Source organism: Roseburia sp. TF10-5 (assembly GCF_003462365.1).
GTDB classification, from domain to species: domain Bacteria; phylum Bacillota; class Clostridia; order Lachnospirales; family Lachnospiraceae; genus Roseburia; species Roseburia faecis.
On sequence record NZ_QTYW01000004.1, the window covers coordinates 217,800 to 233,386 of the forward strand.

Annotated in this window: 13 protein-coding genes; 11 read left to right on the forward strand and 2 right to left on the reverse strand. The window is 45.4% G+C overall.

What is annotated here, in order from left to right; all coding sequences use genetic code 11:
* Position 1 precedes the first annotated feature (1 nt).
* The 9 genes from DXD06_RS06275 (at position 2) to DXD06_RS06315 (ending at position 10,570) form a co-directional block, all read left to right on the forward strand.
* Complete coding sequence (locus tag DXD06_RS06275; RefSeq protein WP_117831053.1) at positions 2 to 1,543, forward strand: Ig-like domain-containing protein; 1,542 nt, start codon at positions 2 to 4, stop codon at positions 1,541 to 1,543.
* A 1,074-nt stretch (positions 1,544 to 2,617) separates the two neighbouring features.
* Entirely contained in the window at positions 2,618 to 3,043 is a 426-nt protein-coding gene (locus tag DXD06_RS06280) for an RrF2 family transcriptional regulator (RefSeq protein WP_022046931.1), read from the forward strand.
* A 29-nt stretch (positions 3,044 to 3,072) separates the two neighbouring features.
* A complete protein-coding gene (gene sufC, locus DXD06_RS06285; RefSeq protein WP_055067160.1) occupies positions 3,073 to 3,819 on the forward strand; it encodes a Fe-S cluster assembly ATPase SufC in 747 nt (248 codons plus the stop codon).
* A gap of 16 nt (positions 3,820 to 3,835) precedes the next feature.
* Complete coding sequence (gene sufB / locus DXD06_RS06290) at positions 3,836 to 5,242, forward strand: Fe-S cluster assembly protein SufB (protein ID WP_055260979.1); 1,407 nt, start codon at positions 3,836 to 3,838, stop codon at positions 5,240 to 5,242.
* A 10-nt stretch (positions 5,243 to 5,252) separates the two neighbouring features.
* The gene (locus DXD06_RS06295; protein WP_117831054.1) at positions 5,253 to 6,161 is read left to right on the forward strand and encodes a SufB/SufD family protein; all 909 of its coding nucleotides are present in this window, start codon (positions 5,253 to 5,255) and stop codon (positions 6,159 to 6,161) included.
* 1 nt (position 6,162) lies between these two features.
* The gene (locus DXD06_RS06300; RefSeq protein WP_117831055.1) at positions 6,163 to 7,398 is read left to right on the forward strand and encodes an aminotransferase class V-fold PLP-dependent enzyme; all 1,236 of its coding nucleotides are present in this window, start codon (positions 6,163 to 6,165) and stop codon (positions 7,396 to 7,398) included.
* A complete protein-coding gene (sufU, locus tag DXD06_RS06305; protein ID WP_117831056.1) occupies positions 7,388 to 7,846 on the forward strand; it encodes a Fe-S cluster assembly sulfur transfer protein SufU in 459 nt (152 codons plus the stop codon). Before DXD06_RS06300 ends, sufU begins: the two co-directional genes overlap by 11 nt.
* Positions 7,847 to 8,142: 296 nt before the next feature.
* Positions 8,143 to 9,075 (forward strand): cysteine synthase A, encoded by a 933-nt coding sequence (gene cysK, locus DXD06_RS06310; RefSeq protein ID WP_055260985.1) that lies wholly within the window; start codon positions 8,143 to 8,145, stop codon positions 9,073 to 9,075.
* Positions 9,076 to 9,796: 721 nt separating this feature from the next.
* The gene (locus DXD06_RS06315) at positions 9,797 to 10,570 is read left to right on the forward strand and encodes a GTP pyrophosphokinase (RefSeq protein WP_022046938.1); all 774 of its coding nucleotides are present in this window, start codon (positions 9,797 to 9,799) and stop codon (positions 10,568 to 10,570) included.
* A gap of 49 nt (positions 10,571 to 10,619) precedes the next feature.
* Here DXD06_RS06315 and DXD06_RS06320 read toward each other — a convergent pair whose 3' ends face one another.
* Together DXD06_RS06320 and DXD06_RS06325 are read right to left on the reverse strand one after the other, a co-directional pair.
* Entirely contained in the window at positions 10,620 to 11,225 is a 606-nt protein-coding gene (locus tag DXD06_RS06320) for a TIGR04100 family radical SAM protein (protein ID WP_055067156.1), read from the reverse strand.
* A gap of 66 nt (positions 11,226 to 11,291) precedes the next feature.
* On the reverse strand, positions 11,292 to 12,155 hold the full coding sequence (locus tag DXD06_RS06325; RefSeq protein ID WP_055067155.1) for a pyridoxamine kinase: 864 nt from the start codon (positions 12,153 to 12,155) through the stop codon (positions 11,292 to 11,294).
* A 246-nt stretch (positions 12,156 to 12,401) separates the two neighbouring features.
* On the opposite strand from DXD06_RS06325, the gene DXD06_RS06330 reads away from it, so the two are divergent.
* Both DXD06_RS06330 and DXD06_RS06335 read left to right on the forward strand, forming a co-directional pair.
* Positions 12,402 to 14,324, forward strand: coding sequence for a [Fe-Fe] hydrogenase large subunit C-terminal domain-containing protein (locus tag DXD06_RS06330; RefSeq protein ID WP_117831057.1), 1,923 nt, complete (start codon positions 12,402 to 12,404; stop codon positions 14,322 to 14,324).
* Between the two features lies 1 nt (position 14,325).
* The gene (locus tag DXD06_RS06335) at positions 14,326 to 15,504 is read left to right on the forward strand and encodes a MerR family transcriptional regulator (RefSeq protein WP_117831058.1); all 1,179 of its coding nucleotides are present in this window, start codon (positions 14,326 to 14,328) and stop codon (positions 15,502 to 15,504) included.
* Positions 15,505 to 15,587: the final 83 nt, after the last annotated feature.

A 15,587-nucleotide genomic window follows, 5' to 3' on the forward strand; every position in this document is an offset into this window, starting at 1 on the left:
TATGAAAAAGATGCGCAAAGCATTACTCGCACTGTTATTGTCCATTACGGTAGCAGGAACATCTGCAGCACCGGTTATGGCGGCAGGCACCAACACAAGTGTACCAACGATCCCGACAGAGGAGTCCGACAGCTCCAAGGCGGATAAATTATTTACCGCAGTAAAAGGCGATTACATCCAGTTGTTCAAGGATGCATTATTTGATGTAAAATACAATAAGTATTGGAACGATGACGCAGCAGCCGTTGTCGGAGGAAGTGCTGCAGCAGAAGCCGTAAAGACGCTGAAGGCTTCCGTGGGTTCTACGACCTACGGTGACAAAGCAGATCCAAATACATTTTACTGTGGATTTATCAATGATGTAAAGGAAGTTTCTTTCCAGGACGGTGGCAAAGTAGAATTTACCACAAGCGACAGCAAAAAAGTTTCCCATACGTATAAGTTTTTGAAAAAAGATGCACTCAGCGGTGTGATGGAAGGTTATGTATTCCAGAGCACAGACAAAAACGAGGATGAGTTTAAGTATGTATTCCTCTGCCCGGATACTCCGGCAACAACCTATCACATTGAATTCCGTTACGGCAGCGATCTGACAGAACTGTTAAAACTCAACACCGGAAAATATGCAAACTGGGTAGGCTCCGGTATCTTAAAGAGTGCACTGACAGAGAAAAACGAGCAGATGATCCAAAACTGCATCGCTTTATTCTGTACCGAAAATCTTGCAGAAATGAAGAATGCAGATACCGCAGCACAGCAGAGCGTTTTAGCAGGTGTCTGGGATGCAGATATGTCCGCATATGCCAGCAATCCGCAGTATAAAAACGCAAAAATGTATTGTGAACTGAAAGCGGACGGAACCGGAGTGACGTATTTTGATCCGAATGGAACCGGAACATATACCGAGAGTCCATTTACATTTTATGCATATGACAATGATGGAAAAGAAGATGCAAGCAGTGGTGTATACATCTCAACCGACAGAGAGGATCTTACAAAGGCCAGCAAGTACGCCATCACAAAGAAAGGTGAGGCAACCATCCTTACTTTTGAGACTCCGGACGGTTCTTCCATCAGCTATATCAAGCGTGACACAAAAGTTGCAGTTGTCAGTGAAAATACCACACTGTACGTAAAGGGTAAGACCAATATCCTTGCAAATGTCGTATCCGGAAGCGGAATTACAACCTACACCAGCAGCAACCCGAAGGTAGCCAAAGTAGATGCCAACGGTAAAGTTACCGCTGTAAAGAAAGGCTCTGTTATCATCACCGCAACTAACAACGGTGTAAGTGGACAGGTAAAAATTACCGTTAAAAATCCAACCTTAAACAAAAAGACAGTAACCCTGAAAAAAGGTAAGACTGCGAAGTTAAGCGTAAAGGGAAGCATTGGAAAAGTAACTTACAAATCTTCGAATACTAAGATCGCAGCCGTATCTTCCAAGGGTGTGATCAAGGCAAAGAAAGCAGGAAAAGTTACCATTACTGTAAAATCTAACGGTATCACAAATAAGTGCAAAGTCACTGTAAAAAATAAATAAATTTTGCAAAAAAACTAAAATGGAGAAAGACTCATGAGAGATTCGTGGGTCTTTTTTCATTTTATAGAAAATACCGTTTTTTGCGCACCAGAAATTATAGATGGAAATTTCATTGATGGTATTTTGTGAAACAATAGTTCTATTGAAGTATTTATATGAATGGGTATTATCAAATTATAAATAAAGGACGAGTTCTATATAATCAAAATTCATAGGAAAGATCATCGTGATACCTATATCAATAAAATTCAGTAAAAGATGCCATCGTGGTATCTATACCAATAAAATTCATGTAAAAGATACCATTGTGGTACCTATATATTGAAAATTTAACATTCAGATACCGGAAAGTCTCTATAGATCAAAAATTGCTTCTCCAGATACCACTTTTTCGAAAAAACCGGTATGTGGAGAAGCAATTTTTACTATATAGGTGACATTTCCTGATTTCATGCATAAAAATTTTGGAAAACCGTCACCTAATACTTTAATTTTTCATCTATAGAGACCAGGTCTTATCATCAAGTGATTTAACAGGGTATTTTTATACTTATTCCAGTTCATGGCATTCGTAGCTGCTTTTGAGGCGTCCCTTTAACTGCAGGTTCTGGTGCCTTTATGTTTGTTCCAAAGACAGGATTTGCGGACATCATTCTTTTACTTATAGTTTTCCTATCTACAGGAAGAAGGGGGTCATTTCTTTCGGAAGAACAAATTTACAACTGCGCCGTAGTTCCATCATGTAACGTTAATAGCATAAAAGTAAAACCTTTGTCAAATCAACCTGAAATCAACATCGGCGCTGACTTGTAAATTTTTCTGGAGAAAGAGAATGTCCCCCCTTCTTCCGTCGCATCGAAAAAACTTATATTTAGAACAATCCCCCGCAAATCCGTCCCTCTGAAAAACAAAAGATCCCAGACCACACAGTTAAACAGCAATTTGTATTGGAAGAAAAACATGATTTTTCACATTCCCCTATTTACATAGTAGGGGAGTGGGGCTTATAATCACACCGTAGAACTCACGGAATACGCTGCGGTCGTATTTCATGAAACGAGGTGGTAAAACGATATGATGATATCCGCAAAAAGCAGATATGCACTGCGTGTGATGGTCGATCTTGCGCAGCACAATTCCGGAGAATTCATTCCGGTCAAAGAAATTGCCACAAGGCAGGGCATTTCCCTGAAATATCTTGAAAGTATTATGACCATACTGACAAAAGGGAAGATGCTTGAGAGTGCCAGCGGAAAGGGTGGCGGTTACCGTCTGATCAAACAACCGTCGGAATATAAAGTAATTGAGATCCTTCAACTGATCGAAGGAAATTTAGCTCCGGTGGCGTGCCTGTGTGAAGGTGGGAAAAAGTGCGAGAGCACCGCAGAGTGTACCACACTTCCGTTCTGGCAGGGACTGGAAGCTGTGATCAATGATTACCTTGAGAAGCATACCCTTGAGGATATGATTTCACAGAAGACACATTCCTGTGAAAGTTAAACAACATGTTTTATATGGAGGAAATACAAATGTCTGAAAAAAATTTATTAGAGATCAAAGATCTGCACGTAAACGTTGAAGATAAAGAAATATTACACGGAGTAAATTTAGAAGTTGGAAAAGACGAAGTGCATGTTCTGATGGGACCGAACGGAACCGGAAAATCCACCCTGGGCTATGCCATCACCGGGCATCCGAAATATGCCATCACATCCGGACAGATTTTCTTTGACGGAGAGGACATCACAGAGATGCCGGTGAATGAGCGTGCCAAAAAGGGAATCTTCCTCTCCTTCCAGAATCCGCTGGAAGTTCCGGGGGTGACATTGAGCGCATTTATCCGTAATGCACTCGAGCAGAAGACCGGAAAGCGTGTCCGTCTGTGGGATTTCAAGAAAAAACTGACCGAGACCATGAAACTTCTTTCCATGGACGAGTCCTATGCAGAACGTGATTTAAATGTCGGCTTTTCCGGTGGTGAGAAGAAAAAAGCAGAGATTTTGCAGATGCTTATGTTAGAGCCAAAGCTTGCAATCCTTGACGAGACCGACTCCGGACTGGATGTGGATGCCGTCCGTACCGTATCAAAGGGCATCCAGCTTTACAAAGAAAAATGCAAAGGAAGCCTTCTGATTATCACCCACAGCACACGAATCTTAGAGTCGTTGCATGTGGATGTCACCCACGTTATGGATGAAGGAAAAGTCGTAAAGAACGGAGATGCTTCCTTAGTAGATGAGATCAACGAAAACGGTTTTGAGGAATTTGAACAGTAAGAAAGGTGCGTGCGAAATGAGAGAAAAGAGTCAGGTAGAAGATATCGACCGCAGCATCTATGATATCCGCGATGAGGAAAAAGATGCATACAGAATGAAAGAAGGTCTGACCCCACAGATCGTGGAGCAGCTTTCCAAAGAAAAGGGCGATCCGGCATGGATGCAGCAGTTCCGACTGGAGTCCTTACAGATTTACAATGAGATGCCGGTTCCGGACTGGGGACCGTCAATTGAGGGACTGGACATGGATCACATTGCCACCTATGTCCGTCCACATTCCAAAATGCAGGCATCCTGGAAGGATGTGCCGGAAGACATCAAAGAGACATTTGAGCGTCTGGGAATCCCGCAGGCCGAGCGGAAATCCTTAGCCGGTGTCGGTGCCCAGTACGATTCCGAGCTGGTATATCACAATGTCAAAGACGAGGTTGCCGCACAGGGCGTTGTCTACACCGATATGGAAAGTGCCTTAAAAGGAGAATATGCGGACATGGTACACAAGTATTTCATGAAACTTGTCACCCCGCATGACCATAAGTTTGCAGCACTGCACGGAGCCGTATGGTCCGGTGGTTCGTTCGTCTATGTGCCAAAGGGCGTGCACGTGTCCATTCCGCTGCAGTCTTATTTCCGGTTGAATGCCAAAGGAGCCGGTCAGTTTGAGCATACACTGATCATCGTGGACGAGGGCGCAAGCCTTCATTTCATCGAGGGATGTTCTGCTCCGAAATATAACGTAGCAAACCTGCATGCAGGCTGCGTGGAGCTGTTCGTCAAAAAAAATGCAAAGCTTCGTTATTCCACCATCGAGAACTGGTCCAAGAATATGTACAACCTGAATACCAAGCGTGCCTCCGTTGAGGAAGGCGGAACGATCGAGTGGGTTTCCGGATCGTTTGGTTCCCATGTGGGCTGCCTGTATCCGATGAGCGTTTTAAAGGGGGAGGGTGCCAAAATGGAATTCACCGGTGTCACATTTGCCGGACACGGACAGAACCTGGATACCGGTGCCAAAGTGGTACACGCAGCACCAAACACCAGCTCCTATATGAATACCCGTTCCATCAGCAAGGACGGCGGAATCAGTACCTTCCGAAGCAGCGTGGTTGTGGCAAAGGATGCCAAAGGATCAAAATCAGCAGTATCCTGTCAGTCCCTGATGCTTGATTCCGAGTCGCGTTCGGATACGATTCCGGCCATGGACATCCGTACCAAAGATGCAGCCGTGGGACATGAGGCAAAGATCGGAAGCATCAGCGACGATGCTGTCTTTTACCTGATGTCACGAGGCATGACGGAAGAAGATGCCCGGGCACTTTTAGTCAGCGGATTTGCAGACAACGTATCCAAGGAACTTCCGGTTGAGTACGCGGTTGAGATGAACAACCTGATCCGGCTGGAGATGAAGGGAAGCATAGGTTAGGAGGAGAACAATGACAGAAATGACAATCAATAAACTTCCATCGAAGACCTGGTATTGGTTACATGTCAACGAGACCAAGCTTCCGTGGGACAAAGAACATACAACAGAACTTCCGGAGGAAACCGTGACTGCTGGTGCTGCAAAAGAAGTGCGTTTTTCCATTACCGGAGAGAGCGCATACAGCAGCAAAACGATTAACATTACAGCACCGGCAGACAAGCAGGTGACTGTATTTATGGATTATCAGACAGCAGAAAAACTTGCGGTAAAGACAAACGTGACCGTCGAGGAAAATGCAACGGTGCGTCTCATACAATTGCAGCATACACAGGAAAGTTCTCTGGTCTACAATCAGATTCAGGGAGAATGTGCAAAAAATGCGCGTGTGGAACTGGTGCAGGTATACCTCGGAAAAGGGGATATCTATTCCGATACGACCATCAACTTAAATGGGGATGGCAGCAGTTTTAAGAGCGATATCGGATATATCGGGCAACATACGCATATTATAGACATGAACGAAGTGGTCAACCATTTTGGAAAACATACCGAAAGTGAAATCAATGTGGGAGGTGCCTTGCGTGACGGGGCAAAGAAAATCTTCCGTGGAACGATCGACTTTAAGACCGGGTCTTCCGATTCTGTGGGAAATGAGCTGGAAAATGTGCTGATGCTCGGAGAAGATGTAGAAAATAAAACCGTTCCGGTCATCTTATGCTCCGAGGAAAATGTCGTGGGAAATCACGGCGCAACCATCGGCGAACTTGATGAGGATACGATGTTTTATTTTGCCAGCCGCGGCATCGACAAAGAACATGCCGAGAATATTATGGCACGAGCCAACATTGATCGTCTGAAAGCGATCATAAAAGATGAGAGCTTCGCCAAAATGATCGATGAAGAACTTGGGGAGGTGTAACATGACCGATTATCGCAAGGACTTTCCGCTGCTTTCGGAAATCGAAGCAGGAGCGGGCGATGGAAAGAAATGGGTCTATATCGACAATGCCGCAACTTCCCAGCGCCCACAGTGTGTCATTGACGCAGAACGCGATTTTTACCTGAAACACAATGCAAATCCACTGCGTGGAAATTATCCGCTGAGTGTGGAGGCAACCGAGCTGTATGAAAATGCCAGAAAAGGTGTGCGTGATTTTATCGGAGCCAAATCCGCGCGGGAAATTATTTTTACAAGAAACACGACCGAGAGTATGAACCTTGTAGCGTACAGTTATGGTTTAACCAATGTAAAAGAAGGGGACGAAATTCTTGTCTCCATCATGGAGCACCACAGCAATCTTCTGCCATGGCAGATGGTCGCCCGACAGACAGGAGCAAAACTGCGGTTTATCGAGTGCCGCCCGGATGGATCTCTCGATCTGGATCAGGTGCGGGAACAGATTACAGAAAAGACGAAGATCGTCGCAATCACACAGGTTTCCAATGTCCTTGGGAGGATCAATCCAATCAAAGAGATCGCGGCCATGGCGCATGAAAAAGATGCCGTGATCGTTGTGGACGGGGCACAGAGCACCCCGCATATGCCGGTCAATGTGCAGGATCTGGATGCAGACTTCTTTGCATTTTCCGGACATAAAATTTTCGGACCGATGGGAATTGGTGTGTTATATGGAAAGAAAAAATTGTTAAAGAAGATGCCGCCATTTCTTTCTGGAGGTGAAATGATCGATTCGGTCACCCGTGAGAGTGCAAAATACGCAGAACTTCCGCACAAGTTTGAGGCGGGAACCGTAAATGCTGCCGGTGCCATAGCACTGCATGCTGCCATAAAATATGCACAGTCTGTTGGCTTTGATGTGATGCAGGAGCGGGAACTTGCTGTGACAAAGCGTGCGTTTGACGGATTGAAAGAACTTCCACATGTGCATGTACTTGGATCCGACCGGGTCGAAGAACACACCGGAATTCTTACATTTACAATTGATGACGTGCATCCACACGATGTGAGCGAGATTTTAATCGCCGATGGCATCTGTGTGCGTGCCGGACATCACTGTGCGCAGCCGCTGCTTAATTATCTGGGCATCAGCTCCGCCACCAGGGCAAGCTTTATGTTTTACAATACCGAAGAAGAAGCCGACAAATTTGTAGCAGGCATCGCAAGTATAAGGGAGCGAATGGGATATGGAAAATAGAAGTTTTTATAATGAAATCTTAACCGAGCACAACGTGCGCCCGGAGTTTAAACATGATCTGCCGGATGCGGATATTGTGCTTGAGGGTGTCAACCCGAGCTGTGGGGATGATATTTTCCTGAAATTAAAGACGGATGGCGACACGATTACCGATGGTGCATTTGTCGGGGATGGATGCGCGATTTCCCAGGCTTCCGCAGATATCATGCTTGGCATGATTGTCGGAAAGAAAAAAGAAGAGGCCCTGCGGATGGGGAAAATCTTTATGAAAATGATCAAAGGCGATGCCAGCGAGGAGGAGATTGATTCTCTTGAGGAGGCATCGGCACTCCGCGATATCGCGCATATGCCGGCGCGTGTGAAGTGTGCAGTCCTTGGCTGGAGAACTTTAAAAGAGGCTTTGCTCGGTGAGGATGCGGACGATGATGACGATGAGGATGAAGAGTGATAAAGTCGGAAGGTTTTTTATACACATATAGATAAAAATACACGATGCTTCTTATAGAATACTTTACGAATTTTGTGCAGTTTCTGGCTCTGTTAAAATTTTGGAGTCTTAATTGTGGCAAAGCGGAGTAAAATATAAGGAGTGTCGTGTATTTTTTTAGAGGTATAAAATAATATCGTAAAAAGTAGTTGACAGCGTTTGGGAAAGGGTGTATATTCATAACAACAGATAATTCCTACTAAAGAAGTATGAAAATAAGGGATTAAATCAGAGAGAGTAAATTGGAGGATAATAAAATGGCAAATATTTATGAAGGAACATTGGAACTGATCGGACACACACCACTGGTAGAGTTCAAACACATCGAGAAGAAGTTTGGCCTTGAGGCAAGACTTCTTGCAAAGCTGGAGTACTTTAACCCGGCAGGATCTGTTAAGGACCGTATTGCAAAAGAGATGATTGAGCAGGCAGAGAAGGACGGAAAATTAAAACCGGGCTCCACCATTATCGAGCCGACATCCGGAAACACAGGTATCGGACTTGCGGCAATCGCAGCAGCAAAGGGATACCGCCTGATCATCGTTCTTCCGGAGACCATGAGTATTGAGCGTCGCAACATCATCAAGGCATATGGTGCAGAACTTGTTCTTTCCGATGGAAGCAAGGGTATGAAGGGAGCCATCGCAAAGGCAGAGGAACTTCACAAAGAGATCGCAGACAGCTTCATTCCGGAGCAGTTTGAGAACCCTGCAAACCCGGCAGCACACAAGAAGACAACCGGACCGGAGATCTGGGAAGATACGGATGGAAAAGTCGATGCATTCGTAGCCGGTGTCGGTACAGGCGGAACCATCACAGGTGTTGGTGAGTATTTAAAATCCAAAAACCCGGATGTAAAGATCGTTGCCGTAGAGCCAGAGACATCTGCAGTATTGTCTACCGGAAAGGCAGGTCCACATAAGATCCAGGGTATCGGAGCCGGATTTATTCCAAACACACTCGATACCAAGGTTTATGATGAAGTAATCCCGGTTTCCAATGAAGACTCTTTCGAGTATTCCAAATATATTGCAAAAGAGGAAGGCGTGCTGGTAGGTATTTCTTCCGGAGCGGCATTAAAGGCAGCCATCGAAGTGGCAAAAAGACCGGAGTTTAAGGGAAAGACTGTAGTTGCCCTTCTTCCGGACAGCGGAGACCGTTATTATTCTACTGATCTGTTCAAGGATTAAGATAAAATTCGGAAAAAGTTCAGACTTTATTTATTCCGTTTTGCGGATGAATCCATTATAATATAGGCATGTGGAAACCAGACAGGAAAGTCCATGTGCGGAGAGCTTCATGGAAATTTATTTCCGTGAAGTTCTTTTTATTTAAAACAATTGGGAAAGTTTGTGCTCCGGCGGACTCCCGTGTGGTGGCTCCGGCTGCGGCCTCTCCGATACGCACGAATTAGACAGAATCTTAGAATTTGCGAAAGTGATTGCGTGGCTCTAATTTTGTGTACGGGCAATGTTTCGACAGCGGCGCGGTTTGTGTCCGTCTGCCAAGGATGCGCTCAGAATTTCTAGTCTGCCTAAGCGGAGCACTTCAAAAATTTTATGGCGCCCGCTCCCGGTTATGTCTCCCTACGGACTTTTTTGAATGACCTTAAATAAATGTGGTCGCAAACACGACCCGCGGGCACAGTATTTTGAAGCACTCCGCTAAGGCAGACACGAAATCCTTCGGACGCGTCCTTGGCAGACGGACACAAACCGCGCCGCTGTCGAAACTTGAACGAACACAAATCATCAAAGGAGTCACGCAGTCACTTTCTGCAAATTCTTGATTCTGGATATTGAGTGCGTATCGGAGAGGCCGCAGCCGGAGCCACCACACGGGAGTCCGCCGGAACTAAGAATTTCACAATTATTTATATAGAAAATTACAGGAGAAAAAGAGGAAATAGATATGAACGAATTAAGTAAAGTAGTAAATGCGCAGCTGCAGCAGGCAGCGGAAAACCTTGTCCGTAATCGTCTGATGTCTGATGAATTTTTGGATTTTGTGCAGGAAAATACAAAACCGCTGGATACGCTGATGGCATATTACAAGTGCGCAATCATGGAAGTAGAAACGAAGTTTAAAGTGTTAAACGAACAATTTTCGCTGGAATATGACCGTAATCCGATCGAGTCCATCAAGACACGTGTGAAATCGCTGGACGGAATCGTGCGCAAAGTGCGCCGGAAAAATATTCCGTTGACGCTTTCGGCGATTGAACAGAACATCAATGATATAGCAGGAATCCGGGTTGTGTGCTCTTTCCCGGAAGATATCTATCTGCTGGCGGACTGCCTGCTTCAGCAGGATGATATCCGTCTGATCGAACAGAAAGATTATATCAAGCATCCGAAGGAAAACGGATACCGCAGCCTGCATCTGATCGTTGCAGTGCCGATTTTTTTACAGAATGAGAAACGGGAAATGAAAGTTGAAGTACAGCTTCGCACCATTGCCATGGATTTCTGGGCGAGTCTGGAGCACAAAGTGCGGTACAAAAAGAATGTTCCGGCAGATGAAACCGAGCGTCTGGCACAGGAACTGAGCGAATGTGCACAGATCAGTGCAGATCTGGATCAGCGGATGCAGAATATCCGTACCCGTCTGGCAGATGCGGAATTACAGCATCCACAGAAACAAAAGAAAGATGAACAGATCCTTCTTGATGTGCTGGGGCTGTAATGCCGTTGGTGTTCACAGGTAAGCATGAGAACAGTAACCGATAACTTCTTTATGCACTGTGCTCCCATGGACGTACTTTCAGATGGACACCGCGGCTGTCAGCGATGCGCTGACACGCCTTAATGTCTTCTTCCGGAAGAATATCCACGATTGACAGCTGGGTGTGTGGGATAAGTTTTCCGCATTCCTCTGCAAAATCAAGCATTGCCTCATAAGCATGAGGGAAGGATGGGCGGGTTACTTTTTCATACTTTTCTGCAGTTGCCTCATTTAAGCTGATGGAGATACTGTCTACCACTTCTGCCAGCTGTGGTACAATGTCACGTTTATAATACAGGTTTCCCAGACCATTGGAATTGACACGGATCGGGAGACCTGTTTTTTCTTTGACATATCTGGCACTGGCGATCAGATTCTCCAGTGCACAGGTCGGTTCCCCATAGCCACAGAAAACAAATTCTTTGTAGCCGGTGAAATCAAAGGCATCAATTGCGGCAATAATTTCACTTAAAGAAGGCTCTGCTTTGTGCCAGAGGGTATCCGCATCGCCCACACCATCAAACTGTTTACGGATACAGAACGTACAGTTGCAGTCACATTTATTTGTGATATTTGCATATACCTGATCATTATACACATATAAAATTTTTGCCATAACAATTCCTTCTTTCTATCGTATGGATTAGTCAATTGCGAAATTCGTTTCCGGGTTTCCCATTTTTTACACGTTTGAATCTGCAATCAGGTCAATAAGAAATTTCTCGAAATTAACGCCATCGCGTCCCGGTGTATTTTCTTTCATGGTATCCCCGATACTGTGGGATAAGAATTTCCCTGCAAGCAGAATCGCATCTTCCGTGCACATGCCCTTTGTGCGGCAGCCACACAATACAGAGGCAAACAGATCCCCGGTTCCGGAAAAACTCCGGTCAAAAAACGGCGATTCGTGCCGGTAAATTCCATTTGCAGTGGCAGCAATATTATAAATGACGGGATGTTTCTCGCCACGGCATTTGACACCGGTGATCACGACATCCTGGGGGTGTGGTACCTTTTTTTGCAGACGCTGGGCCACATCTTCTGCCAGTTTTAGCAGATCCGTGTTTGTCCTGCAATGAAGTAAGGCATCTTCCGGGATGTCTGCCAGCAGACAGGCTTCCGTCAGATTCGGTGTGATCACGTCTGCTTCAAGCGTCAGTTCTTTCATTCCATTTAACAGCCCCGGAGTAAAAAACGGATAAGCATTTCCGTCATCCCCCATAACAGGGTCAACCAGAAGAAGCGTATGTTCTTCCCGAAAATAGCGGATGAAATCAAGCACCTGCGAAATCTGTTTCGCCCCGGTCAGAAATCCGCTGTAGATGGCATCAAAATGTGCGTTATTTTTCCCCCAGGCATCGATATAGTCCGGTAACATAGCGGTCAGATCGGTACAGTGATAACAGGGATAACCGGTCTGGCCGGTCAGTACGGCTGTTGCAACCGGACAACACTGCACGCCCAGCGCGGATAATACCGGAATCGCTGCCGTGAGCGAACACTTTCCGAAACCGGACAGATCATGGATAACAGCTGCTTTTTTCATGGAAAACCTCCGAATTGGTGAAAATAGTTCTTTGTATCCTAGTATAGTGCGATCTATCGGTGTGTATATATCCAAAATGGGAAAAAAATATAAATCCAGTCTGCAAAAAATCATAGACAACCATTTGTGTTTTGATAAAAATAACGGAAAAAGCAAGGTTACACTGGACAAATATGGTAAAAAGTAATAAAATTATAAGCATATAGGGGTGGGGTTTATACAAAAATCATAATAAGGAGTGCGTTTATGGAACTGATTTACACAAATGATTTATGCACCGGATGCAACAAATGCGTGCGGGGCTGTCCTGTACTTACGGCAAATATTGCAACGCAGGAAGGTTATGTAACGGTAGACCCGGACAAATGTATTGCATGTGGGGAATGCTTTGATGTCTGCCCACATGAAGCGAGAGACTATTATGATGATACGGACCGCTTCTTTGAAGACCTTGCATCGGGAAAGAAAATTTCCGTGATACTGGCACCGGCATTTCTGGCAAATTATCCCAAAGAATACCAGCGTGTGCTGGGATATTTAAAGAGTAAGGGAGTCAACCATATCTGCAGTGTATCGTTCGGTGCGGATATCACAACCTGGGGATATCTGAAATACATTACGGAACACAAATTTTTCGGGGGCATTTCCCAGCCGTGTCCGGCAGTAGTCACCTATGTGGAAAAATATATACCGGAGCTGATTCCGCGTCTGATGCCGGTACACAGCCCGATGATGTGTACTGCTATTTATATGAAAAAATACATGCAGGTCACAGATGAAATTGCTTTCATCAGCCCGTGTATTGCCAAAAAATTAGAGATTACCGATCCCAATTGCGGTGGATATGTTTCTTATAATGTAACTTTTGAAAAGATGATGAAGTATATCGGAAACGATTATGAAGGGTGTGAACCATATACCGATGAACTGGAATACGGACTGGGTTCTTTGTATCCGATGCCTGGTGGACTGCGGGAGAATGTAGAACATTTTCTTGGGAAAGAGCAGGTAGTGCGTCAGGTAGAGGGCGAGCATGAGGCGTATGAATATCTGCGTTCCTATGCAAAACGTATTCAGCAGAATAAAGAACTTCCGTTTATGGTAGATATCTTAAATTGTGCGAAGGGCTGTCTCTACGGAACTGCCACAGATCCGAAACGGGGAACGGATGATGTCATGCTGACAATCGCAAAACTGCGGAACAGCAAAACCAGTGCAAAACAGGGGAAGGCACACTTTGGCAGGAAGAGCAAAAGCAGGAGTCCGTGGGCAGATACACTGACACCGGAGGAACGTCTGAAAAACTTCATGGACGCTTTTGGAAAGCTGGACATCAACGATTTTATGCGCAGCTACACCAATCGCGCAGTACATATTGAGGAACCGTCCGAACAGGAGAAGAACCGCCTGTTTGCAGAAATGAAAAAAGATACCTATGAGGAACAGCACAGGGACTGCGAATCCTGTGGATATTCAAGCTGCACCAACATGGTACGTGCCATCCACAATGGGGTCAACGTAAAAGAAAACTGTGTGCACTATGTGCGGGGCATGGCAGAGGAAGAGACAAAAAAGATTGCAGAACTTCGCGATCAGGAGCGGACGGAACAGGAAATCCGCCAGCAGAAGATTACAGATATCACAGACCGGTTTATTACCCTGAGCGATAACATTGCAGAACTGAACACGGCAAACGAGGAATCTGCAAATGAAGCAACCAATCTGGCACAGTATATTCAGGATATTTCCCGTCTGTGCGATGAACTGAATGAGTCCATCCGTATCATGTCGGATTTCATCAGTGTATATAAAAAGAGCAATGAAGATATTTCTGCCATTGCGGGACAGACAAATCTGCTTTCGCTCAATGCCTCCATTGAGGCGGCGCGTGCCGGTGAGAACGGAAGAGGCTTTGCAGTGGTAGCGGAGGAAATCCGTACACTGTCTGATTCCACGAAGGATCTTCTGACACAGAACGACCAGAAAGCCGAGGCAATTCTCCCAAAGATTACACAGAGCATGGATTCGATCAAAGATCTGGTAGAAAGCATGAATACCATGACGCAGAAAGTGTCAACGATTGCCGCAAACACGGAAGAAATTTCTTCCCAGACGACCTATGTACAGAATATGACAGAAGAAATGCGGGATGAGGTGAAAGAACTGTAGAATGAAAGAGGATGCGTATTACACATCCGGACAATTTGCAAAAAAAGCTCATGTGACACTTCGCGCGATCCGGTATTATGATAAACAGAATATTTTAAAACCAAGTGCACGGACTGCCGCAGGGGCGCGGCTGTATACGGATGCAGATCTGGCAAAACTCCAGCAGATCCTTTTATTAAAATATCTGGGGTTTTCGTTGGAAGATATCCGGGAGATGACACTAGCTGCGGCAGACCAGCAGTATCTTCTTGAATCCATGCGGATACAGAAGAAGCTGCTGCGGCAGAAAATGGACGAAATGCAGGCGATGGATGAGGCGATTGACCGCACCATAGAAGCCATCCAGACGGAACAGGCGATTGACTGGAACAGTATGCTGGATCTGATCCATCTGACGGCAGTGGAACGAAGCCTGAAAAACCAGTACCAGAATGCGGCAAATATTTCCGCCCGGATTCGCCTGCACAGGGAGTATTCCGTCAATCCGCAGGGGTGGTTTCCGTGGATTATGCAGCAGTGTAATCTGCAGCCGGGGATGCGGATTCTGGAACTCGGCTGTGGAAATGGAGCACTCTGGACCGAAAACAGGGAACAGCTGCCTGCGGATCTTTGGGTCGTTCTCTCGGACAAATCGGAAGGAATGCTAAAGGATGCACAGCGTGCACTGGGAGAGGACAGCCGCTTTTCCTATAAAAAATTTGACTGCGAAGAAATTCCTTATGAGGAGGGAATGTTTGATGTTGTGATCGCGGATCATGTGCTGTTTTACTGTGAAAATATCCCACTGGTGCTTGCAGAATGCAGGAGAGTCTTAAAAGATGAGGGACGTTTTTTGTGCAGTACTTATGGAAAGCAGCATATGTGGGAAATTACCGATCTGGTGCAACAGTTTCATAAAGAAATCGTTTTATCAGCGGAGGTGCTGTATGAGCGGTTCGGGCTTGAAAACGGAGAAAACCTGTTAGCACCGTATTTTCCGGAAATTCAGATGCGAAGATACGAGGATGCGATTGAAATAGCGGAAGCAGAACCGCTGATTTCCTATATTCTTTCCTGTCACGGAAACCAGAACCAGCTGCTTTTGAACCAGTACAAAGAGTTCCGGGAATTTGTTTCTGCCCGTGTGGCAGATGGATTTCATATCACAAAAGATGCAGGGATCTTCCTGTGCAGAAAATAGTTTGAAAAATCTATAAAAAAGACTTGAAGGTGACCTAGCGTCACCTTTTATAATGCAATCAAATAGAAAAATTGGAAACTCAC

What these genes read in the sequence shown, in the direction of transcription:
- DXD06_RS06275 (WP_117831053.1), top strand. Translation starts at nt 2, where the DNA reads ATGAAAAAGATGCGCAAAGCATTACTCGCACTGTTATTGTCCATTACG.
- DXD06_RS06280 (WP_022046931.1), top strand. Translation starts at nt 2,618, where the DNA reads ATGATGATATCCGCAAAAAGCAGATATGCACTGCGTGTGATGGTCGAT.
- sufC (WP_055067160.1), top strand. Translation starts at nt 3,073, where the DNA reads ATGTCTGAAAAAAATTTATTAGAGATCAAAGATCTGCACGTAAACGTT.
- sufB (WP_055260979.1), top strand. Translation starts at nt 3,836, where the DNA reads ATGAGAGAAAAGAGTCAGGTAGAAGATATCGACCGCAGCATCTATGAT.
- DXD06_RS06295 (WP_117831054.1), top strand. Translation starts at nt 5,253, where the DNA reads ATGACAGAAATGACAATCAATAAACTTCCATCGAAGACCTGGTATTGG.
- DXD06_RS06300 (WP_117831055.1), top strand. Translation starts at nt 6,163, where the DNA reads ATGACCGATTATCGCAAGGACTTTCCGCTGCTTTCGGAAATCGAAGCA.
- sufU (WP_117831056.1), top strand. Translation starts at nt 7,388, where the DNA reads ATGGAAAATAGAAGTTTTTATAATGAAATCTTAACCGAGCACAACGTG.
- cysK (WP_055260985.1), top strand. Translation starts at nt 8,143, where the DNA reads ATGGCAAATATTTATGAAGGAACATTGGAACTGATCGGACACACACCA.
- DXD06_RS06315 (WP_022046938.1), top strand. Translation starts at nt 9,797, where the DNA reads ATGAACGAATTAAGTAAAGTAGTAAATGCGCAGCTGCAGCAGGCAGCG.
- DXD06_RS06320 (WP_055067156.1), bottom strand. Translation starts at nt 11,225, where the DNA reads ATGGCAAAAATTTTATATGTGTATAATGATCAGGTATATGCAAATATC.
- DXD06_RS06325 (WP_055067155.1), bottom strand. Translation starts at nt 12,155, where the DNA reads ATGAAAAAAGCAGCTGTTATCCATGATCTGTCCGGTTTCGGAAAGTGT.
- DXD06_RS06330 (WP_117831057.1), top strand. Translation starts at nt 12,402, where the DNA reads ATGGAACTGATTTACACAAATGATTTATGCACCGGATGCAACAAATGC.
- DXD06_RS06335 (WP_117831058.1), top strand. Translation starts at nt 14,326, where the DNA reads ATGAAAGAGGATGCGTATTACACATCCGGACAATTTGCAAAAAAAGCT.